This is a genomic window from Nocardioides sp. J54, from assembly GCF_000519005.1.
Taxonomy (GTDB): Bacteria; Actinomycetota; Actinomycetes; order Propionibacteriales; family Nocardioidaceae; genus Nocardioides.
In genome coordinates, this window is the sequence record NZ_JAER01000002.1 from 69196 (window position 1) to 89933 (window position 20738).

Below are 20738 nucleotides of genomic sequence, written 5' to 3' on the forward strand. Positions count from 1 at the left end.
CCGTGGTCGCGGCGCCGGTCGACCCCCGCTCCACGGCCGCCTGGGCGACGCTGACGAGGCTCGCTGACGGCTTCACCCCGGACCTGCGGCGCTGGTTCGCCGAGGAGCCCGAACGCGCGGCCCGGCTCACCCTCGACGTGGGCGACCTCCACGTCGACCTGTCCAAGAACCTCCTCGACGACGCGGTGCTGGCCGCGCTAGTCGAGCTCGCGGGCGAGGTCGGCCTGGAGGCGCGGCGCGACGCGATGTTCCGCGGTGACCACATCAACGTCACCGAGGACCGCGCCGTGCTGCACACCGCGCTGCGGCAGCCGCCGGACGTCGAGGTCGAGGTCGAGGGCCAGGACGTCGTCGACGACGTCCACGACGTGCTGCGCAAGGTCTACGCCTTCGCCGACGACGTGCGCTCGGGCCGCTGGACCGGGGTCACCGGACAGCGGATCTCGACGGTCGTCAACATCGGCATCGGCGGCTCCGACCTGGGTCCGGTGATGGCCTACGAGGCCCTGGCGCCGTACGTCCAGGACGGCATCGAGTGCCGGTTCATCAGCAACATCGACCCGACCGACGCGGCCAGCACGTTGACCGGGCTCGACCCGGCAACGACGCTGTTCATCGTGTCCAGCAAGACCTTCGGCACCCTGGAGACCCTGACCAACGCCCGACTGTGCCGCGCGTGGCTGCTCGACTCGCTGCGCAGCAGCGGCGCCATCGGGCGGGGCGAGGACGACACGGCCGCCGCGGTGGCGAAGCACTTCGTCGCGGTCTCCACGGCGCTGGACAAGGTGGCCGAGTTCGGCATCGACCCCGACAACGCCTTCGGGTTCTGGGACTGGGTCGGCGGGCGCTACTCGGTCGACTCCGCGATCGGCACCTCGCTGGTGGTGGCCATCGGCCCCGAGCGCTTCGACGAGTTCCTCGCCGGCTTCCACGCCGTCGACGAGCACTTCCTGCGCACGCCCCTGGACCGGAACGTGCCGGTGCTGATGGGCCTGCTCAACGTCTGGTACACCAACTTCCTCGACGCGCAGACCCACGCCGTGCTGCCGTACTCCCAGCTCCTGCACCGCTTCCCGGCGTACCTCCAGCAGCTGACCATGGAGTCCAACGGCAAGAGCGTGCGCTGGGACGGCAGCCCGGTCACCACCGACACCGGCGAGGTGTTCTGGGGCGAGCCCGGCACCAACGGGCAGCACGCGTTCTACCAGCTGATCCACCAGGGCACCCGGCTCGTGCCAGCGGACTTCATCGCTTTCGCCGACCCGGCCTACCCGCTCGCGGACGGTGATAAGGACGTGCACGAGCTGCTGCTGGCGAACTTCTTCGCCCAGACCAAGGCGCTCGCGTTCGGCAAGACCGCCGACGAGGTGCGCGCCGAGGGCACCCCCGAGGCGATCGTCCCGGCGCGGGTCTTCCCGGGCAACCGGCCGACGACGTCGATCATGGCGCCGGCGCTGACGCCGTCCGTGCTCGGCCAGCTGATCGCGCTCTACGAGCACATCACCTTCACCCAGGGCGTGGTGTGGGGCATCGACAGCTTCGACCAGTGGGGCGTCGAGCTCGGCAAGCAGCTCGCCCTCCAGCTCGCCCCCGCCATCGACGGCGAGGAGTCTGCCCTCGCCGACCAGGACGGCTCGACCCGCGCCCTCATCCGCTACTACCTGGAGCACCGCACCCGATGACCGTTGACCGACCTGCTCCCCTCGTCGAGGTCCACGACGACGCCGCCGCGCTGGCGACCGCCGTCGCCGGCGAGCTCCTCAACCGCATCGCCGACGCCCAGGCCGCCGGCCACGTGCCGGACATCGGCCTGACCGGCGGCTCGATCGCCGAGGCGATCCACCGCGAGGTGGCCCGCCTGGCCGACGCCTCCGGCGTGGACTGGGGTGCGGTGCGCTTCTACTTCGGCGACGAGCGGTTCGTCCCGTCCGACTCCCCCGACCGCAACGTCGCCCAGGCGCGGGCAGCCTTCCTCGACGAGGTCGGCGCGTCGCGGGTGCACTCCGCCCCGGCGGCGGACGAGGTCGCCACGGCCGAGGAGTCGGCGGAGCAGTACGCCGCCACGATCCGCTCGACGGGCAGCGGCGACTTCGACGTGCTGATGCTGGGCGTCGGCCCCGACGGCCACATCGCCTCGCTTTTCCCGGGCCACCCCGGGCTGGACGCGACGGGCGACCTGGCCGTCGCCGTCCACGACTCCCCCAAGCCGCCGCCGGACCGGGTCAGCCTCACCTTCGAGGCCCTGAACCGGGCGCAGGCGGTGTGGTTCGTGGTGAGCGGCGACGGCAAGGCCGACGCCGTTCGGCGGGTCATGGCTGAGGTCGCGCCGGACGCCGAGGACGCGGCCCGTCGGGAGACGCCGGCGCGCGGCGTGCGCGGGATCGCCGAGACGGTGTGGTTCCTCGACACGGGGGCGGCCTCCGCCATCTGACCGGTGGCTCCCCTGACTGTCCGTCTGGCGGACGATCCCGCGGCCGGAACTGGACAGTAGCGTGTGGTCTTGGTCACCGGGACACTCCCGCGACACGATGTCCGGCATGACGTCCACCACGAACGAAGCGCAACGGCGCGGAGCGTTCAGCAGTCGCAAGGTGTTCATCTTCGCCGCGATCGGATCCGCGGTCGGGCTGGGCAACATCTGGCGGTTCCCCTACGTCGCCTACGAGAACGGCGGCGGAGCGTTCCTGATCCCGTACCTCGTCGCCCTGCTCACGGCCGGCCTGCCGTTCCTCTTCCTCGACTACGCCCTCGGGCACCGCTACCGCGGCTCCGCGCCGCTCACCTTCGCGCGGCTGCGCCGCAAGACCGAGGCCCTCGGCTGGTGGCAGGTCGCGATCTGCTTCCTGATCGCGATCTACTACGCCGCCGTCATCGCCTGGGCCCTGCGCTACACCTTCTTCTCCGTCAACGAGGCGTGGGGCGACGACCCGGAGGGCTTCCTCTTCGGTGACTTCCTCCAGGCCGGGGACCCGGGCGTCACCCTCGACGTCGTGGTCGGCGTGCTGGTGCCACTCGCCCTCGTCTGGGTCGTCGTGCTCCTCATCATGGCCCTCGGCGTGCAGAAGGGCATCGGCCTTCTTTCGCTGTGGTTCATCCCGGTCCTGTTCATCGCCTTCGGCGCGCTGGTGATCCGTGCGCTCACCCTCGACGGTGCGTCGATCGGCCTCGACGCCCTCTTCTCACCCAGCTGGGACGCGCTCGCCGAGCCCGGTGTCTGGGCGGCCGCCTTCGGCCAGATCTTCTTCTCGCTCTCGATCGGCTTCGGCATCATGATCACCTACGCGTCGTACGTCGACCGGCACAACGACATGCCGGGCGCGGGCTTCGTGGTCGGTTTCGCCAACTCGGGGTTCGAGCTGCTCGCCGGCATCGGTGTCTTCGCCGCGCTCGGGTTCATGGCCCAGGCCAGTGGTGTCGCCGTCGAGGACGTCGCCGCCGACGGCCTCGGCCTCGCCTTCGTGGTCTTCCCGGCCCTGATCAGCGAGGCACCCGCGGGCGCGCTCATCGGCGTGCTGTTCTTCGGGTCGCTGGTGATCGCCGGCCTCACGTCGCTGGTGAGCGTCATCGAGGTCGTCATCTCGGCCGTCCGCGACAAGTTCGAGATGACCCGGGTGGGCGCCTCGATGGCCGTCGGCGTCCCGGCCGCGCTGCTGAGCCTCGTGCTGTTCAGCACCACCAGCGGCGTCTACGTGCTCGACATCATCGACCACTTCATCAACCAGTACGGCATCCTCGTCGTCGCCGTCGTCAGCATGGTCGTCGTGGCCTGGGGCCTGCGCGAGCTGCCGTCCCTGGCCGCGCACCTCAACCGGTTCGGCTCGCTGCCGCTCGGCCGGCCGTGGTACGCGCTCGTCGGCTTCGTCGCGCCGGTCGCCCTGACCTACGTCCTGATCGACGCCCTCGTCGCCGACATCAAGGAGCCCTACGAGGGCTACCCCGCCTGGATGCTGAACGTCCTCGGCTGGGGCAGCGCCGTGGCAGTCGTGGTGTTCGCCGTCGCGGCCGCCCAGGTCCGCTGGCGCCCCGAGACCAGCCTCGATGCCGAGTCCGACACCCTCAAGAAGGAGATCCAGTGAGCCTCGACGCCGTCATCTTGATGCTGGTCGCCATGGCGATCCTGTGGGGCGGCCTCATCGTCGCCATCATCCGCCTCAACCGCCACGACCTCCCGTCCCTGGACGACGTCCACCGCGACCTCTGACCACCCACGAACGAGCCTGAGACATGCCGACTGCCGGTGGTTGAGGTGCGAGGCGCCCCAGCGCCCAGCCAGGCCGCCGGTGGTTGAGGGGTGAGGCGCCCCAGCGCCGAGCCTCGAAACCACCGGCACCGATGCACCCGACTGTGCCCACCACAGCCCGCCATCAAGGCCCGGAGGTTTCGAGGCTCCTCGCTGGCGCTCGTCGCACCTCAACCACCGGGCGAAGGGCTTGCCGCCAGGCGTACCGTGCAATCGAACGAAGGCAACGGCGTGCGCGGCAGCGCGGGGGATCAGAAGATGATCTCGCCGGACTTCCGACGGGAACGGAGCAGCTGGATCGCCTCGTCGAGGATGACCTCGGCCTCCTTGTCGGAGCGACGCTCCTTCACGTAGGCCAGGTGCGTCTTGTAGGGCTCGATCTTCGGCGCCGGCGGGGCGTTGTCGGAGTCGAGGCCGGCGGGGAGGCCGCACTTGGGGCAGTCCCAGGACTCCGGGACGGCGGCCTCGACCGAGAACGTGATCACCGAGCGGTGGCTGTTCGCGCAGAAGTACGTCACTGCCTGACGCGGCGCAGCCTCACCACGCTCGGCCTCACCCATCGGGCCTGCACCGACGCGACTACCGCGGATTGCGTTCCCACCACCAGCCAACGGATTCTCTCCTCCAGCATCGAGTGACCCGCGATGCCGCGGGCCGGTTGCAGTCGATCAGTTCTGATAGGCGAGCAGCAGGCCGAGCGCGAGGACGCACGCGAACCAGATGACGCCGATGCCGACCGTGAACCGGTCGAGGTTGCGCTCAGCAACGGACGAGCCGCCGAGCGAGCTCGAGACGCCGCCGCCGAACATGTCCGAGAGTCCGCCGCCACGACCCTTGTGCAGCAACACCAGAAGGATGAGCAGGAGGCTCGTGATCACGAGCAGCACAGTGAGGAGCGTCGACAACACGCGTGGAATCCTACGTCAGGGCCGGAGCTATCCCAGCACCGGCATGTCGTAGAAGCGGCAGATTCCGCCGAACTCGTCCGCCTCGAGGCTCGCGCCGCCCACGAGGGCGCCGTCGACGTCCGGCTTCGCCATGATGCCGGCGACGTTCGCGGCCTTCACCGAGCCGCCGTAGAGGATGCGCACGGAGTCGGCGGCCTCGTCGCCGAAGGACTCGCGGACCTGGGTGCGGATCGCGGCGCAGACCTCCTGCGCGTCGTCCGGGGTGGCGACCTCGCCGGTGCCGATGGCCCACACGGGCTCGTAGGCGATGACCAGGCCGGCGACCTGGGCCTTGGTCAGGCCCGCGAGCGAGCCGCGGACCTGCTCGTTGGTGAACGCGACGTGCTCGCCGGCCTGGCGCACCTCGAGGCCCTCGCCGACGCAGACGATGGGGGTGATCTTCTCCCCCAGCGCCGCCTTGGCCTTGGCGTTGACGACCTCGTCGGTCTCGGCGTGGTACTGCCGGCGCTCGGAGTGGCCGACCACGACGTAGGAGCAGCCGAGCTTGGCGAGCATCGCGGCCGAGATCTCCCCGGTGTAGGCGCCGCTGGCGTGCTGCGAGACGTCCTGGGCGCCGTACCTGATCGAGAGGCGGTCACCGTCGACGAGCGTCTGCACGGAGCGGATGTCGGTGAACGGAGGGATGACCGCGACCTCGACCTTGCCGTAGTCGTGGCGCTTGTCGGACAGGGTCCACGCGAGCTTCTGCACCAGCACCACGGCCTCGGCGTGGTTGAGGTTCATCTTCCAGTTGCCCGCCATCAGCGGGGTGCGTGCAGCAGCCATGGCTCAGGAGTCTCCCTGCTCGAGGACGGTGATGCCGGGCAGCTCCTTGCCCTCGAGGTACTCGAGGCTGGCGCCGCCACCGGTGGAGATGTGGCCGAACGCGTCCTCGTCGAAGCCGAGGGCGCGTACGGCGGCCGCGGAGTCCCCGCCGCCGACGACCGACAGACCCTCGACGCGGGTCAGGGCCTCGGCGACCGCGTGGGTGCCCTCGGCGAAGGCGGCCTGCTCGAAGACGCCCATCGGGCCGTTCCAGAAGACGGTGCGCGCGTCGGCGAGGGCCGCAGCGAACGCCTTGCCGGACTCGGGGCCGATGTCGAGGCCGAGGGTGTCGGCCGGGATGTCGGTCGCCGGGACGACGCGGGCCGAGGCCTCGTCGCCGAAGCTGTCGGCCACGACGATGTCGGTCGGCAGGACGATCTCGACGCCGAGCTCCTGCGCGCGCTGCTGGTAGGAGCGCACGGTGTCGAGCTGGTCCTCCTCGAGCAGGCTCTGGCCGACCTCGTGGCCCTCGGCCTTGAGGAAGGTGAAGACCATGCCGCCGCCGATGAGGAGCTTGTCGGCCTTGCCGAGCAGGTTGTCGATCACGCCGAGCTTGTCGGAGACCTTCGAGCCGCCGAGGACGACGACGTAGGGCCGCTTGGGCTCGACGGTCAGCCGCCGCAGCACGTCGATCTCGGTGGCGACCAGGCCGCCCATCGCGTGCGGGAGTCGCTGCGCGACGTCGTACACGCTGGCCTGCTTGCGGTGCACGACACCGAAGCCGTCGCTGACGAAGGCGTCGGCCAGGGCGGCGAGCTGGTCGGCGAAGGCCCCGCGCTCGGCGTCGTCCTTGCTGGTCTCGCCCGCGTTGAACCGGACGTTCTCCAGCAGGGCGACCTCGCCGTCACCCAGGGCAGCCACCGTCTCCTGCGCCGACGCGCCGACCGTGTCGGTCGCGAAGGCGACCGGGCGGTCGAGCAGCTCGGCGAGGCGGGACGCGACCGGCGCCAGGGAGTACGCCGGGTCGGGCTCCCCCTTGGGCCGGCCGAGGTGCGCGGTCACCACGACCCGGGCGCCGGCGTCGGCGAGCGCCTTGATGGTCGGGACGCTCGCACGGATGCGGCCGTCGTCGGTGATCGTGGTCCCGTCGAGGGGGACGTTGAGGTCCGAGCGGACCAGGACACGCTTGCCGGTGACCTCGCCGAGGCCCTTGTACTCCGTCACAAGCGTCAGAGCGTAGCGCCCACGTGCGTGATGAGGTCCGCGAGGCGGTTGGAGTAGCCCCACTCGTTGTCGTACCAGCCCGCGACCTTGACCTGGTTGCCGATCACCTTGGTGAGCGGCGCGTCGAAGATGCACGAGGCCGGGTTGGTCACGATGTCGGAGGACACGATCGGGTCGGTCGAGTAGACGAGGAACCGGCCGTCGGCGGCGGCCTTGACGATCTCGTTGACCTCCTCGACCGAGGTCTCACGGGACGCCTCGAAGGACAGGTCCGTCAGCGAGCCGGTCGGGGTCGGCACGCGCAGGGCGTAGCCGTCGAGCTTGCCCTTGAGCTCGGGCAGGACGAGGCCGATCGCCTTCGCGGCGCCGGTCGAGGTCGGGACGATGTTGATCGCGGCGGCACGGGCGCGACGCAGGTCCTTGTGGATGTTGTCCTGCAGGTTCTGGTCGGCGGTGTAGGCGTGCACCGTCGTCATCAGGCCCTTGACGATGCCGAGGCCGTCGTTGAGCGCCTTCGCCATCGGCGCGAGGCAGTTCGTGGTGCACGAGGCGTTGGAGATGACGGTGTGCGCGCCCGGGTCGTAGAGGTCGTGGTTGACGCCCATGACGATGGTGACGTCCTCGTTCTTCGCCGGCGCGGAGATGATCACCTTCTTCGCGCCACCTCCGTCGACGTGGGCGCGGGCCTGGGTCGCGTCGGTGAAGAAGCCGGTGGACTCCACCACGACGTCGACGCCGAGGTCGCCCCAGCCCAGGGCGGCCGGGTCACGCTCCGCGAAGGCCTTGATCTTCGTGCCGCCGACGACGATCGCGTCGTCGGTCGAGGAGACGTCGGCGTCCAGCGGGCCGAGGATGGAGTCCCACTTGAGGAGGTGGGCCAGGGTCGCGTTGTCCGTCAGGTCGTTGACCCCGACGATCTCGATGTCCGCACCACTGGCACGTACTGCTCGGAAGAAGTTGCGGCCGATCCGGCCGAATCCATTGATGCCTACGCGGACAGTCACGTGGTTGCTCCTCTGCTCGGTCAGCGGGGGTGTCGCGAGTGTGACGCAGATCATGCGTCCCCTCGACCCTAGCCGCGGCGTACGAACGCCCGCCGCCCCTCGTCCGGCATACGGGCAGGTAGCAACAAGTACCCACACGTTCCCACATCCATCCGGGTCGACCCGGGCATGGAGGGGCGGTGGGCAGCAGCGAGTGCGGTGACCGGGGTGACCGGGATGAGCGGTCAGGCGTCGCCGGCGAGCATCTCCGGCGTGAGCGAGGCCTCGGTGTCCGGGATGCCGAGGTCCTCGGCGCGCTTGTCGGCCATGGCGAGCAGGCGGCGGATCCGGCCGGCGATCGCGTCCTTGGTGAGCACCGGGTCGTGGAGCTGGCCGAGCTCCTCGAGCGAGGCCTGCTTGTGCTGCAGCCGGAGCTCGCCGGCCATCCGCAGGTGGTCGGGGACCTCCTCGCCGAGGATCTCCATCGCGCGCTCGACGCGGGCGCCGGCGGTGACGGCGGCGCGGGCGGAGCGGCGCAGGTTGGCGTCGTCGAAGTTCGCGAGCCGGTTGGCGGTGGCGCGCACCTCGCGGCGCATCCGGCGCTCCTCCCAGGCCATCAGCGTCTCGTGCGCGCCGAGCCGGGTGAGCAGCTGGCCGATCGCGTCGCCGTCACGGATCACGACGCGGTCGACGCCGCGGACCTCGCGGGCCTTGGCCTGGATGCCGAGGCGGCGAGCCACGCCGACGAGGGCGAGCGCGGCCTCGGAGCCGGGGCAGGTGACCTCGAGCGAGGACGACCGGCCGGGCTCGGTCAGCGAGCCGTGGGCCAGGAACGCCCCGCGCCACGCCGCGACCGCGTCGCAGGCGCCGCCGGAGACGACGGCGGGCGGCAGACCCCGCACGGGGCGGCCGCGCTGGTCGAGCAGCCCGGTCTGGCGCGCGAGCGCCTCGCCGTCCTTCGCCACGCGGACGATGTAGCGGCTCCCCTTGCGCAGGCCGTTGCCCTGCACCATGACCACATCGGAGGACTGGCCGTAGATCTCGGAGATGTCCTTGCGCAGGCGGCGCGCGGCGGCGCCCGTGTCGAGCTCGGCCTCGACCACGATCCGGCCACCGACGATGTGCAGGCCACCCGAGAAGCGCAGCGTGGAGGCGACCTCGGCCTTGCGGCAACACGCCTTGGTGACCGGGGTACTGGCCAGCTCCGCCTTCACCTGTGCCGTCATCGCCATGCCGCTGATCCTGCCACGTTGGTCAACAACCCTCGACGGCGAGGACGACGTGACGAACCAGACGTCCCGGCCGGTGGCAGCCGCTCCCACTCGGGGGCGGAGCTGGTTCAGCCGGCCTCGAAGATCCGGGCGTACGCCGCCGCGAGCTTCACCGCGTCGTGGCGGGGCGAGCCGTCACCCACGGCGACGTCGTCGACGACGAGCCGTGCCCCGAGCAGGCGCACCAGCTCCTCGACCTCGGCGAGGTCGGCACCGACCGAGCCGCGGTCGGCCAGCACGGTGTGGATGGCCAGGTCGGGGGCGTGCTCGGCGAGCACCCGGAGGTGGTCGGCGGGGCCGAAGCCGTGCGTCTCCCCCTCCTGCTCGGCGAGGTTGAGCACGACGACGAGGCGGGCCGGCGTCGCGACCAGCGCCTCGCGCAGCGCGGGCACCAGCAGGTGCGGCAGCACGGAGGTGAACCAGGACCCCGGGCCGAGGACGGCCCAGTCGGCCTGGGCGATCGCGTCGAGGACGGCGGGGCTGACCTCGGGGACCGCCGGGTCGAGAGCGATCGAGTCGATGACGCCGTCGGTCGTCGCGACCTCGACCTGGCCCCTCACGGACGTCAGCGCATCGGGGTCGCCGGCGACGAGGCCCCGCACCTCGGCGGTGATGTCCATCGGGGTGAGCGCCATCGGGAGCACCCGGCCGCGGGCGCCGAGCAGGCGGCCGACCCAGTCGAGCGCGTCGACGTGGTCGCCGAGCAGCTCCCACAGGCCCACGATGAGCAGGTTGCCGACGACGTGGCCGCGCATCTCGCCGTCGCCCTGGAAGCGGTGCTGCAGCACCCGGGCCCAGGTGTCGCCCCACTCGTCGTCACCGCAGAGCGCGGCGAGCGCCATCCGCAGGTCGCCGGGGGGCAGGACGCCGAACTCTCCGCGGAGCCGGCCGGAGGAGCCGCCGTTGTCGGCGACGGTGACGACGGCGGTGAGCTCGTCGAGGGTGAGGTCGTCGAGCAGGTGCCGCAGGGCGCTGAGGGAGGCGTGGAGGCCGTGGCCGCCGCCGAGCGCGACCACCGCCTGCGCCCGCAGGTCACTCACGGCCGAGGTCGCGGTGGATCGCGCGGGCGACGTACCCCTGCTCGAGCAGGCGCCGGGTGATCTCCTCGGTCATGGCGACGCTGCGGTGCTTGCCGCCGGTGCAGCCGATGGCGACCCGCATGAAGCGCTTGCCCTCGCGCAGGTAGCCCTGGGCGACGCCGGAGAGCAGCGTGACGTAGGCGTCGAGGAACTCCTCCGCGCCGGGCTGGTCGAGGACGTAGGCGGCGACCTCGAGGTCCTGGCCGGTGCGTGGGCGGAGCTCGGGCACCCAGTGCGGGTTGGGGAGGAAGCGCATGTCGGCGACGTAGTCGGCGTCCACGGGGATGCCGTACTTGAAGCCGAAGCTGATCACGGTGACCCGCAGCCGGGTGGACTCGGCCGTGCCGAAGGCCTCGGCGATCCGGTCGGTCAGCTGGTGGACGTTGAGCTTGCTCGTGTCGATGACGAGGTCGGCCTCGGAGCGCAGGTCGCCGAGGACGACGCGCTCGCGCTGGAGGCCGTCGAGGAGGCGGCCGCCCCGCTGCAGCGGGTGCGGGCGGCGCGCGGCCTCCTGGCGGCGGACGAGCACCTCGTCGGAGGCGTCGAGGAAGACGAGCGTCGTGTCGCGACCGGTGGCCCCGTGGGCGAGCACGCTGCGCAGGCCCTGGAAGAACTCACCGGACCGGACGTCGACGACGACGGCGACCGGCTGCGCGGGGCCGTGGCTCTCGTCGACGAGCCGAACGACGTCGGCCAGCAGGCTCGGCGGCAGGTTGTCGACGACGAAGAAGCCGAGGTCCTCCAGCTCCTTCGCCGCGGTGCTGCGGCCGGCACCGGTCATCCCGGTGACCACGACGAGCGGCCCGGGGGTGCTGTCACTCATGGGGGTCATTGTGGTGGAACCTTCGCCCGGGGCGTCGCACCGGTGTCCTCGCGGTCCAGCGCCTCCTTGATGGCGGCGGCGGTGCGCGGTCCGACGCCGGGCACCGCGGCGATCTCCTCGACGCTGGCCGCACGCAGCTTGCGCAGCGAGCCGAAGTGGCGCAGCAGCGTCTTGCGGCGCACCTCGCCGAGTCCGGGAACGCCGTCGAGGACGCTCTCGACCATGGACTTCGAGCGGCGGTTACGGTGGTGGGCGATGGCGAACCGGTGCGCCTCGTCCCGGACCCGCTGCAGCAGGTAGAGGCCCTCGGAGGTGCGCGGCAGGATGACCGGGTCCTCCTCCCCCGGCAGCCAGACCTCCTCGAGCCGCTTGGCCAGGCCGCAGACGGGGATGTCGTCGATGCCGAGCTCGTCGAGCGCGCGCTGCGCCGCCGCCACCTGGGGCGCGCCGCCGTCGACCACGACCAGCCCGGGGGCGTAGGCGAACTTGCGGGGCCGGCCGGTGTCCGGGTCGACCAGCATCGGCCCGGTGCCGGCCTCGGGGTCACCGGGTCGCACCTCGGAGCGGGCCTGCTCGTCGAGCAGGCGCCGGAACCGGCGGGTAATCACCTCGTGCATCGCGGCGACGTCGTCGGAGCCGTCCTGGTCGCGGATCACGAACCGGCGGTACTCCCCCTTGCGGGCCAGGCCGTCCTCGAAGACCACCATCGACGCGACGATCTCGGTGCCCTGGGTGTGCGAGACGTCGAAGCACTCGATGCGCAGCGGCGCCTCCTCGAGCTCCAGCGCCTCGGCGATCTCGGCGAGAGCGAGGTTGCGGGTCGTCAGATCACTGGCACGCTTGGTCTTGTGGAGCGCGAGGGACTCCTTGGCGTTGCGGGCGACGGTCTCCTGGAGAGCCCGCTTGTCGCCACGCTGCGGGACCCGCAGCTCGACCCGCGAGCCGCGCAGGTCGGACAGCAGCTGCTCCCACGTCGCCGGCTCCGGCGGGAGCTCCGGCACGAGGATCTCCCGCGGCACCGCGTCCCGGGCGTCCTCACGCGACACGCTGGCGTAGAGCTGGAGCAGGAAGTGCTCGACCAGCGAGGAGGTGTCGCCGTCGTCGGTGCGGTCGGCGACCCAGCCGCGCTGGCCGCGGATCCGGCCGCCGCGGACGTAGAAGACCTGGACCGCGACCTCGAGCGGGTCCTCGGCCAGCGCGATCACGTCGGCGTCCGAGCCGTCGCCCAGGACGACCGCCTGCTTCTCCAGCGCCTTCTGCATCGCGCCGAGGTCGTCGCGCAGCCGGGCTGCCTTCTCGAAGTCGAGGGCGTCCGACGCGGCGTACATCTCCTGCTCGATGCGCTTCATGAACGGTCGGGTCCGCCCGGCCATGAACTCGCAGAAGTCGTCGACGATCGCCCGGTGGTCCTCGGGCGAGATGTTGCCGACGCACGGGGCCGAGCACTTGTCGATGTAACCCAGCAGGCACGGCCGGCCGATCTGGCTGGACCGCTTGAAGACGCCGTTGCTGCACGAGCGCATCGGGAAGACGCGGAGCAGGATGTCGACGGTCTCGCGGATCGCCCAGGCGTGGCTGTAGGGGCCGAAGTAGCGCGTGCCGCGGCGCTTGGCACCGCGGCCGACCGTCACCCGCGGGAACTCCTCCGACACCGTGACGGCCAGCCACGGGTAGGACTTGTCGTCGCGGTACTTCACGTTGAACCGCGGGTCGTACTCCTTGATCCAGGAGTACTCCAGCTGCAGCGCCTCGACCTCGGTCTTGACGACCGTCCACTCGACCGACGCGGCCGTGGTCACCATCGTGGCCGTGCGCGGGTGGAGGTTGCCGATGTCCTGGAAGTACGACGACAGGCGGGCCCGCAGGCTCTTCGCCTTGCCGACGTAGATGACCCGGCCGCGCGCGTCACGGAACCGGTAGACACCCGGCTCCGTGGGGATCTCGCCCGGCTTGGGCCGGTAGCTCAACGGGTCAGGCACTGCTCCACCCTACGGAGACGTGCCGACAGTGCTCTTACTAGGCAATGTCTGGTGGTTTACTAGGGTTATGGGTGGTCGAGACGCGTACGGGTACTCCCTCACCACGAGCCGCCCGGCTGCCGAGGCCTACGTCGACGGCGTCCGGGACCTGCTGCGGCTGCGGGCCGGTGCCGCGAACCGGTTCGCCGCCGCCATCACCCTCGACCCGACCTTCGCCCTGGGGCACGCCACCCTCGCCCTGCTCGGCCACGAGATGTGCGTGCAGGTCGACGTGGCCTCGCGGCTCGCCGACGCCCGGCTGCACGCCCAGCGGGCGAGCGAGCGGGAGCGCAGCCACGTGCACGCCATCGACCGGCACCTCCAGGGCGACTCCGGCCCGCTGGTGAGCCACCTGGCGGCGTACCCCCGGGACGCGGTGCTGCTGTCGGTGGCGATGCCGACCATCGCCTTCGCCGGCGTGACCGACCTGCCCGAGGAGGCCTGGCGGATCGTCGAGCAGGCCGCGCCCGCCTACGGCGACGACCCGTGGATCAACGGGCTCATGGCCTTCGTCCGCCAGGAGCAGCGGCGCTTCGACGAGGCCATGGACCTCGCCTGCCGCTCGCTGGCGGTCGAGCCGGCGGGCGGGCACGCTGCGCACGCGCGGGCGCACGCGCACTACGAGACCGGCGACCACGCGGCCGGGCTGGCGTGGATGGACGCCTGGGTTTTGGGCGACGGCGCGCAGACCGACAGCCTCACGCACTTCTCCTGGCACGCCGCGCTGCACGAGCTCTCGCTCGGCGACGTCGAGGCCGTCCGGCGCCGCTACGAGTCTCAGCTGCAGCCGCGCCACGCGGTCGGCTGCCGGGCGCTCGTGGACACCGGGTCGCTGCTCTTCCGCTGGGCGCTGACCCCCGGCGGGGTCGAGGTGCCGACCCTCGACGAGGTGGTCGCGCTCACCGGCACCGGGGTCCTGGAGCAGCCGTCGACGGCGTTCCTCGGGATGCACTCCGCCGTGGCACTCCTGGCCGTCGGTGACGACGCCGGGCTCGACCGGCTGGCCCGCTGGTGCGATGCCCACCCGGCCGCCACCCACCGGGAGGTGGTGGGCCCGCTCGCCCGGGCGCTGCAGCTGATGGCGGCCGGGCGGTGGAGCGAGGGCGCCGACCGGCTCGCCGACCTCGGGCCGCACGTGTGGCGGGTCGGCGGCTCGGACGCGCAGCGCGAGATCGTCGAGGAGGCCCGCATCGCGGCCCTGCTCCGCGCCGGGAGGTACGACGAGGCGCGCGTCGTGCTCGACGCACGGCTGGACCGCCGGCCGTCCCCGCGCGACGCCGCGTGGCGCCGGGAGGCCCAGGAGGCCCAAGAGGCTCAGGCGGCGAGGATCCGGTCGTCCCTGACCTCGATCGGCACCTCGGCGAGCGCGGAGCGGGCCGGGCCGCCCTCGACCTCGCCGGTCTCGGCGGAGTAGACCGACCCGTGGTTGTCGCAGCGGATGCTGCCGTCCTCCACGGAGGTGACCAGCAGCATCTGGTGCGTGCACACCGCGGTGAACGCCTTGAACGTCCCCTCGGTCGGCTGGGTGACCACGACCTTCTGGTCGGTCAGCACGACGCCGCCGCCGACGGGCACCTCGGCGGTGCCGACGAGGTCCGCGCCCGCGTCGACCGCGGGCGACGAGCCGCCACCACCGTCGCCTCCCCCGGCGCAGCCCGCGAGGGCGGCGGCGACGCCGAGCGCGCCGAGCCCGGAGAAGACGATGCGTCGGCTGACGACCGGGGCCGTCACGCCTTGACCACCTGGTCACCCCGGACGTCGACCGCCACCTCGGGCAGCGCCGAGGGTGCCGGGCCGCCGGTGACCGAGCCGTCGTCGACGGAGAACATCGAGCCGTGGCAGGCGCAGGCGATGGCGCCGTCCTCGACCGAGGTCACCAGGCACGCCTGGTGGGTGCAGATCGCGCTGAACGCCTTGAACTCCCCCGCCTCGGGCTGCGTGACGACGACCTCCTCGTCCTTGAGGATCACGCCGCCGCCGACCGGGACGTCGGCGGTCGCGACGAGCGCGTTCGCCGGGGCCGCGCCCGGGGAGCCCGCCGGGGCCGAGGAGCTCGCGCCGCCGGTCGGCGAGGCCGGGCCGGTGCTGGCGGGTCCGCTCGAGGTCGGCTCCGCTGCCGTCGTACCGCCGTCGTCGCCGCACGCGGCGAGGAGGGGGACGCTGACACCGAGGGTCGCTGCTCCGGAGAGGGCCCGTCGCCTGCTCAGGGGGGCGGTCATGGCGGTCAGGCTACGGGGCCTTCCTGAACGCAGCCTATGAGGTGCTCGCGGCCTTCTTCCGCGTCGTGGCCTTCGTCGCAGCCTTCTTCGTCGGAGCCTTCGTCGTCGTAGCGCTCTTCGTCGCAGCGCTCTTCGTCGTCGCCTTCTTCGCTGCGCTCTTCCTGGCTGCGGACTTCTTCGCGGGTGCCTCGGTGCGCGGTGCCCGCTTCGGGGCACCGGGCTGCTCGGCGTGGCGCCCCTCGAGCAGCGGCTTGAGGAACTGGCCGGTGTAGCTCTCCGGCACCGCGGCGACGTCCTCGGGCGTGCCTTCGGCGACGACGGTGCCGCCGCGCGAGCCGCCCTCGGGACCCATGTCGATGATCCAGTCGGCGGTCTTGATGACGTCGAGGTTGTGCTCGATCACCAGGACGGTGTTGCCCTTGTCGACGAGGCTGGAGAGGACGCCGAGCAGCTTGCGGATGTCCTCGAAGTGGAGGCCGGTCGTCGGCTCGTCGAGGACGTAGACCGTGCGGCCGGTCGACCGCTTCTGCAGCTCCGCGGCGAGCTTGACGCGCTGTGCCTCACCACCGGACAGGGTGGTGGCGGGCTGGCCGAGCCGGACGTAGCCCAGGCCGACCTCGACGAGGGTCTTCATGTGCCGCGCGATGGCCGGCACGGCGGCGAAGAACTCCAGCGCCTCCTCGATCGGCATGTCGAGGATCTCGGCGATGGTCTTGCCCTTGTAGTGGACCTCGAGCGTCTCGCGGTTGTAGCGGGCGCCGTGGCACACCTCGCACGGGACGTAGACGTCCGGCAGGAAGTTCATCTCGATCTTGATCGTGCCGTCACCGGCGCACGCCTCGCAGCGGCCGCCCTTGACGTTGAACGAGAAGCGGCCCTGCTGGTAGCCGCGCATCTTCGCCTCGGGCGTCTGCGCGAACAGCTTGCGGACGTGGTCGAAGACGCCGGTGTAGGTCGCCGGGTTGGACCGCGGGGTGCGGCCGATCGGTGACTGGTCGACGTGGATGACCTTGTCGACGTGCTCGAGGCCGGTGATCTTCTGGTGCCGGCCGGGGATGGACCGGGAGTTGTAGATCTGCTTGGCCAGCGAGGTGTAGAGGATGTCGTTGACCAGGGTCGACTTGCCGGAGCCGGAGACACCGGTGACCGCGCAGAAGACGCCGAGCGGGAAGCTCACGTCGACGTTCTGCAGGTTGTGCTCGCGGGCGCCGTGGACCGTGAGCTCCCGACCGACGGTCCGCGGCCGGCGCACGGCCGGCACGGGGATCTCGCGACGGCCGGAGAGGTACTGCCCGGTCATCGAGTCCGGGTGCTCGAGCAGGTCCTTGACCGTGCCCGAGTGCACCACCTGTCCCCCGTGCTCGCCGGCGCCCGGGCCGATGTCGACGATCCAGTCGGCGACCCGGATCGTGTCCTCGTCGTGCTCGACGACGATGAGGGTGTTGCCGAGCTCCTTGAGCCGGACGAGGGTCTCGATGAGCTTCTGGTTGTCGCGCTGGTGCAGGCCGATCGACGGCTCGTCGAGGACGTAGAGGACGCCGACCAGGCCGGCGCCGATCTGGGTCGCGAGCCGGATCCGCTGCGCCTCGCCGCCCGACAGCGAGCCGGAGGGCCGGTCGAGCGAGAGGTAGTCGAGGCCGACGTCGAGCAGGAAGTTCAGCCGCTCCTGGATCTCCTTGAGGACCCGCTCACCGATCTGCCGCTCGCGGGCGGACAGGTCGAGGTCGTTGAGGTAGGCCGCCGCCTCGCTGATCGGCAGGGCGCAGACCTCGGCGATGTTCTTGCCGCCGCGGTCCTTCGGGCCGAGGGTGACGGCCATCGAGACCGGCTTGAGCCGGCTGCCGACGCACACGGGGCACGGGACCTCGCGCATGAAGCCCTCGAACCGCTCGCGGCTGGTGTCGCTCTCGGCCTCGCGGTGGCGGCGCTCGACGTACGTCTTCACGCCCTCGAAGTCGGCGTAGTAGGAGCGCTGCCGGCCGTAGCGGTTGCGTGTGACCACGTGGACCTTGGTCGGGTGCCCCTCGAGGATCGCCTTGCGGGCGCGCGACGACAGCTGTTCCCACGGGGTGTCGACGTCGAAGCCGAGCTCCTCGCCGAGGGCGACGAGCAGGCGGCCGAAGTAGTCGGCCACGTGGGCGTGGCTCCACGGCTGCAGCGCACCCTCCGCGAGGGTCGCGGTCGGGTCGGGGACGACCAGCTCCGGGTCGACCTCCATGCGGGTGCCGAGGCCGGTGCAGGCCGGGCAGGCCCCGAACGGGGAGTTGAAGGAGAACGAGCGCGGCTCGAGGTCGTCGGTCTCGATGGCGTGCTCGTTGGGGCACGCCATCTTCTCGGAGAACTTCAGCTCCTTGCCGGCGTCGACCAGGTCGAACACGACGAGCCCGCCGGCGAGGCCGAGCGCCGTCTCGACGGAGTCGGTGAGCCGGCGCTTGGCCGACTCCTTGACCGCGAGCCGGTCGACGACGACCTCGATCGTGTGCTTGAGCTTCTTGTCCAGGGTCGGCGGGTTGTCGAGGCTGTGCGTCTCGCCATCGACCCGGGCCCGCGAGAAGCCCTGGGACTGCAGCTGGCGGAACAGCTCGACGTACTCGCCCTTGCGGCCGCGGACGACCGGGGCCAGCACCTGGAAGCGGGTGCCCTCCTCGAGGGCCAGCATCCGGTCGACGATCTGCTGCGGCGTCTGCCGCTCGATCGGGGCGCCGCAGGTCGGGCAGTGCGGACGGCCCGCGCGGGCGTAGAGCAGGCGGAGGTAGTCGTAGACCTCGGTGATCGTGCCGACCGTCGAGCGCGGGTTCTTCGACGTCGACTTCTGGTCGATCGAGACGGCCGGGGACAGGCCCTCGATGAAGTCCACGTCGGGCTTGTCCATCTGGCCGAGGAACTGCCGGGCGTACGCCGAGAGGGACTCCACGTAGCGCCGCTGGCCCTCGGCGAAGATCGTGTCGAACGCCAGGCTCGACTTTCCGGACCCGGAGAGGCCGGTGAACACGATCAGGGAGTCGCGGGGAAGGTCGATCGAGACGTCCTTGAGGTTGTGCTCGCGCGCCCCACGGATGATCAGCTGATCCTGCACTACCGGTCCCTTGCTGGTGACTGTCGGAATCGAACAAGTGTTCGTCATGGTACGGCGTGGACGCAAACTGCCACACCGGGGAACTACCCTCTCACCCGCCGCCGACAACGGTCCTTTTCACGCGGAGGCCGGCGACCGGGGACGGCAGCCCGGGGCATGATGGCCCGATGGCCCTCCTCGCCCAGCTCGAGTCCGCCAGCCAGCGGATGCTCCACACGGTCGACCGCCTCCCCGACGACGCCTGGGGCGCACCGACCCGCTGCGCCGGCTGGAGCCGCGCGCACGTCATCGCCCACGTAGCGCTCAACGCCGAGGCCCTCGCCGGGGTCCTCCGCGGGTTCCGCGACGGCGTCCCGGTGACGATGTACACCTCCCAGGCGGACCGGGACCGCGACATCGACGACCTAGCGGCGCTCGCCGCCACCTCACCCGCGGCCGTACGGGAGCGGCTCCGTACGTCGGTCGCCGCGTTCGCCGAGGTGGCGGACGTCGCCGCCGGCCTGCCCGAGGGCACCACCTTCGAGCGCACGCCGGGCGGGCAGCTGATGCCGGCGACCGCCGTACCGTTCATCCGGCTGCGCGAGGTCGAGATCCACCACGCCGACCTCGACGCCGGATACACCGCCTCCGACTGGCCGCAGGCGACCGCGATGGACTTCCTCGCCGAGGAGGTGCGCCGCGCCTCCGGCCCGGGCTTCCACGTCGTCGCGACGGACGAGCCGGCGCGGTGGACCTTCGGCAGCGCCGGCCCCGACGCCCCGACCGTGAGCGGCCCGCTGGCGGCCCTCGCGTGGTGGGCGACGGGACGTGACCCGGGGCCAGTACTGTCCAGCACGAACGGGACGCTTCCGACGATGGAGGGACGATGACCTACACCGGAGAGGTGACGCCGGGCGGCGCGCCCGACGTGCGCGAGCTGGCGGCGCTGACGATCACCAAGCTGGCCGTCGACGAGAAGATGTCGAACAACTGCTACCTGCTCACCTGCCGCGCGACGGGCGAGAACCTCCTCGTCGACGCCGCCGACCAGCCGGAGAGCATCCTCCAGGTCGCCGACGGGGCCATCGCCACCGTCGCCACCACCCACCAGCACTGGGACCACCACCGCGGCCTCGCCGAGGTGGTGAAGGTCACGGGCGCCACCACCGTCGCCGGCGAGCCCGACGCCGACGCGATCACCGAGCAGACCGGCGTCACCATCGACCGCCGCGTCGGCGACGGCGACAAGGTCGCCGTCGGCGAGTGCGAGCTGGAGGTCATCCGGATCACCGGCCACACCCCCGGCTCGATCTGCCTGCTCTACCGCGACCCCGAGGGCTCGCCGCACCTCTTCACCGGTGACTCCCTCTTCCCCGGCGGCGTCGGCAACACCTTCGGCGACAGCGCCGCCTTCGCCACGCTGATCGACGACGTCGAGTCGAAGATCTTCGGCACCCTGCCCGACGACACCTGGTTCTACCCCGGCCACGGCAACGACTCCACCCTCGGCGCCGAGCGCCCCCACCTCGCGGAGTGGCGCGAGCGCGGCTGGTGAACCCCGGCGACGAGCTCGTCCCGCTGTACGGCGAGGACGGCCGCCCCACCGGCGAGGTCGTCCCCCGCCGGGAGGTGCGCGCCCGCAACCTCCGCCACGCGGCGACCGCGGTCGTCGTCCGCAACCGGGCCGGTGAGGTCTACGTCCACCGTCGTACCGACACCAAGGACGTGTTCCCCGGCCACTACGACTTCGCCGCCGGCGGCGTCCTCCAGGTCGGCGAGGAGCCGTACGACGCCGCCGTCCGCGAGGCCGCAGAGGAGCTCGGCGTCACCGGCGTCCCGCTCCGGCCCCTCGACGAGGCCGACTACGCCGACGAGCACACCCGCTACCACGCCTACTGCTTCACCTGCGTCTACGACGGCCCGATCACCTGGCAGCCGGAGGAAGTCGTCTGGGGTGCGTGGGTGAGCGTCGACGACCTGCGGGAGATGGTGCGGACGTTGCCCTTCGTCCCCGACACCGTGGGGTTGCTGTGGAAGGTGGTCGGGGACGTCTGACGGGCTGGGCTGGCTGCGGTTGCGTAGCCGGCACAGGACCGAGGAGGCAGCGACGAGGG

General features: G+C 71.7%; 20 protein-coding genes. 8 read left to right on the top strand and 12 right to left on the bottom strand.

Going from position 1 to position 20738, the window contains the following annotated elements:
* The first annotated feature begins 2 nt into the window (after positions 1–2).
* The 4 genes from pgi (at position 3) to NOCJ54_RS29290 (ending at position 4201) form a co-directional block, all read left to right on the top strand.
* Positions 3–1682 (top strand): glucose-6-phosphate isomerase, encoded by a 1680-nt coding sequence (pgi, locus tag NOCJ54_RS0101670; protein ID WP_028654069.1) that lies wholly within the window; start codon positions 3–5, stop codon positions 1680–1682.
* A complete protein-coding gene (gene pgl, locus NOCJ54_RS0101675) occupies positions 1679–2431 on the top strand; it encodes a 6-phosphogluconolactonase (RefSeq protein ID WP_028654070.1) in 753 nt (250 codons plus the stop codon). The genes pgi and pgl overlap by 4 nt, the downstream gene beginning before the upstream one ends.
* Positions 2432–2537: 106 nt before the next feature.
* Positions 2538–4076 (top strand): sodium-dependent transporter, encoded by a 1539-nt coding sequence (locus NOCJ54_RS23360; RefSeq protein ID WP_036516507.1) that lies wholly within the window; start codon positions 2538–2540, stop codon positions 4074–4076.
* On the top strand, positions 4073–4201 hold the full coding sequence (locus NOCJ54_RS29290; protein ID WP_145726019.1) for a methionine/alanine import family NSS transporter small subunit: 129 nt from the start codon (positions 4073–4075) through the stop codon (positions 4199–4201). The genes NOCJ54_RS23360 and NOCJ54_RS29290 overlap by 4 nt, the downstream gene beginning before the upstream one ends.
* A gap of 290 nt (positions 4202–4491) precedes the next feature.
* Here the strand turns inward: NOCJ54_RS29290 and NOCJ54_RS0101690 are convergent, their stop codons facing one another.
* From NOCJ54_RS0101690 to uvrC, 9 genes are all read right to left on the bottom strand, one after another.
* Entirely contained in the window at positions 4492–4851 is a 360-nt protein-coding gene (locus tag NOCJ54_RS0101690) for an RNA polymerase-binding protein RbpA (RefSeq protein ID WP_028654071.1), read from the bottom strand.
* Positions 4852–4908: 57 nt separating this feature from the next.
* The gene (gene secG, locus NOCJ54_RS0101695; RefSeq protein ID WP_028654072.1) at positions 4909–5145 is read right to left on the bottom strand and encodes a preprotein translocase subunit SecG; all 237 of its coding nucleotides are present in this window, start codon (positions 5143–5145) and stop codon (positions 4909–4911) included.
* A 30-nt stretch (positions 5146–5175) separates the two neighbouring features.
* The gene (gene tpiA / locus NOCJ54_RS0101700; RefSeq protein ID WP_028654073.1) at positions 5176–5973 is read right to left on the bottom strand and encodes a triose-phosphate isomerase; all 798 of its coding nucleotides are present in this window, start codon (positions 5971–5973) and stop codon (positions 5176–5178) included.
* A 3-nt stretch (positions 5974–5976) separates the two neighbouring features.
* Complete coding sequence (locus tag NOCJ54_RS0101705) at positions 5977–7176, bottom strand: phosphoglycerate kinase (protein ID WP_036516508.1); 1200 nt, start codon at positions 7174–7176, stop codon at positions 5977–5979.
* Positions 7177–7181: 5 nt separating this feature from the next.
* Entirely contained in the window at positions 7182–8180 is a 999-nt protein-coding gene (gap, locus tag NOCJ54_RS0101710; RefSeq protein ID WP_028654075.1) for a type I glyceraldehyde-3-phosphate dehydrogenase, read from the bottom strand.
* A 224-nt stretch (positions 8181–8404) separates the two neighbouring features.
* Positions 8405–9391, bottom strand: coding sequence for a DNA-binding protein WhiA (gene whiA, locus NOCJ54_RS0101715; RefSeq protein ID WP_028654076.1), 987 nt, complete (start codon positions 9389–9391; stop codon positions 8405–8407).
* Positions 9392–9498: 107 nt separating this feature from the next.
* On the bottom strand, positions 9499–10470 hold the full coding sequence (locus tag NOCJ54_RS0101720) for a gluconeogenesis factor YvcK family protein (protein ID WP_028654077.1): 972 nt from the start codon (positions 10468–10470) through the stop codon (positions 9499–9501).
* Positions 10463–11332 carry an RNase adapter RapZ gene (gene rapZ, locus NOCJ54_RS0101725; protein ID WP_051485371.1) on the bottom strand — a complete coding sequence of 290 codons (870 nt, stop codon included), beginning with the start codon at positions 11330–11332 and terminating at the stop codon, positions 10463–10465. Before rapZ ends, NOCJ54_RS0101720 begins: the two co-directional genes overlap by 8 nt.
* A gap of 5 nt (positions 11333–11337) precedes the next feature.
* Positions 11338–13311: an excinuclease ABC subunit UvrC gene (uvrC, locus tag NOCJ54_RS23365; protein ID WP_036516509.1), complete on the bottom strand. Its 1974-nt coding sequence runs from the start codon at positions 13309–13311 to the stop codon at positions 11338–11340.
* A gap of 67 nt (positions 13312–13378) precedes the next feature.
* Here uvrC and NOCJ54_RS23370 point away from each other — a divergent pair, with 67 nt between their 5' ends.
* A complete protein-coding gene (locus NOCJ54_RS23370; RefSeq protein ID WP_198020065.1) occupies positions 13379–14764 on the top strand; it encodes a pyridine nucleotide-disulfide oxidoreductase in 1386 nt (461 codons plus the stop codon).
* On the opposite strand, the gene NOCJ54_RS0101740 is transcribed toward NOCJ54_RS23370, so the two are convergent.
* The 3 genes from NOCJ54_RS0101740 to uvrA are packed head-to-tail and all read right to left on the bottom strand — an operon-like array spanning position 14665 to position 18693.
* Positions 14665–15081 (bottom strand): Rieske (2Fe-2S) protein, encoded by a 417-nt coding sequence (locus NOCJ54_RS0101740; protein ID WP_028654079.1) that lies wholly within the window; start codon positions 15079–15081, stop codon positions 14665–14667. The two genes, NOCJ54_RS23370 and NOCJ54_RS0101740, sit on opposite strands and share 100 nt — an antisense overlap.
* On the bottom strand, positions 15078–15569 hold the full coding sequence (locus NOCJ54_RS0101745) for a Rieske (2Fe-2S) protein (RefSeq protein WP_028654080.1): 492 nt from the start codon (positions 15567–15569) through the stop codon (positions 15078–15080). Before NOCJ54_RS0101745 ends, NOCJ54_RS0101740 begins: the two co-directional genes overlap by 4 nt.
* Before the next feature lie 34 nt (positions 15570–15603).
* Positions 15604–18693: an excinuclease ABC subunit UvrA gene (gene uvrA, locus NOCJ54_RS0101750; protein ID WP_232221649.1), complete on the bottom strand. Its 3090-nt coding sequence runs from the start codon at positions 18691–18693 to the stop codon at positions 15604–15606.
* 119 nt (positions 18694–18812) lie between these two features.
* On the opposite strand from uvrA, the gene NOCJ54_RS27925 reads away from it, so the two are divergent.
* From NOCJ54_RS27925 to NOCJ54_RS0101765, 3 genes are read left to right on the top strand one after another with little or no spacing between them, the layout of a single operon-like run.
* Positions 18813–19514 (top strand): maleylpyruvate isomerase family mycothiol-dependent enzyme, encoded by a 702-nt coding sequence (locus tag NOCJ54_RS27925; protein WP_051485372.1) that lies wholly within the window; start codon positions 18813–18815, stop codon positions 19512–19514.
* Positions 19511–20179 (top strand): MBL fold metallo-hydrolase, encoded by a 669-nt coding sequence (locus tag NOCJ54_RS0101760; RefSeq protein WP_028654082.1) that lies wholly within the window; start codon positions 19511–19513, stop codon positions 20177–20179. Before NOCJ54_RS27925 ends, NOCJ54_RS0101760 begins: the two co-directional genes overlap by 4 nt.
* Positions 20176–20679, top strand: coding sequence for an NUDIX hydrolase (locus NOCJ54_RS0101765; protein ID WP_028654083.1), 504 nt, complete (start codon positions 20176–20178; stop codon positions 20677–20679). The genes NOCJ54_RS0101760 and NOCJ54_RS0101765 overlap by 4 nt, the downstream gene beginning before the upstream one ends.
* Positions 20680–20738: the final 59 nt, after the last annotated feature.

Coding starts and splice junctions, on each gene's coding strand:
- pgl (WP_028654070.1), top strand. CDS start 1,679: ATGACCGTTGACCGACCTGCTCCCCTCGTCGAGGTCCACGACGACGCC.
- NOCJ54_RS23360 (WP_036516507.1), top strand. CDS start 2,538: ATGACGTCCACCACGAACGAAGCGCAACGGCGCGGAGCGTTCAGCAGT.
- tpiA (WP_028654073.1), bottom strand. CDS start 5,973: ATGGCTGCTGCACGCACCCCGCTGATGGCGGGCAACTGGAAGATGAAC.
- whiA (WP_028654076.1), bottom strand. CDS start 9,391: ATGGCGATGACGGCACAGGTGAAGGCGGAGCTGGCCAGTACCCCGGTC.
- rapZ (WP_051485371.1), bottom strand. CDS start 11,332: ATGAGTGACAGCACCCCCGGGCCGCTCGTCGTGGTCACCGGGATGACC.
- NOCJ54_RS23370 (WP_198020065.1), top strand. CDS start 13,379: ATGGGTGGTCGAGACGCGTACGGGTACTCCCTCACCACGAGCCGCCCG.
- NOCJ54_RS0101745 (WP_028654080.1), bottom strand. CDS start 15,569: ATGACCGCCCCCCTGAGCAGGCGACGGGCCCTCTCCGGAGCAGCGACC.
- uvrA (WP_232221649.1), bottom strand. CDS start 18,693: ATGACGAACACTTGTTCGATTCCGACAGTCACCAGCAAGGGACCGGTA.
- NOCJ54_RS27925 (WP_051485372.1), top strand. CDS start 18,813: ATGGCCCTCCTCGCCCAGCTCGAGTCCGCCAGCCAGCGGATGCTCCAC.
- NOCJ54_RS0101760 (WP_028654082.1), top strand. CDS start 19,511: ATGACCTACACCGGAGAGGTGACGCCGGGCGGCGCGCCCGACGTGCGC.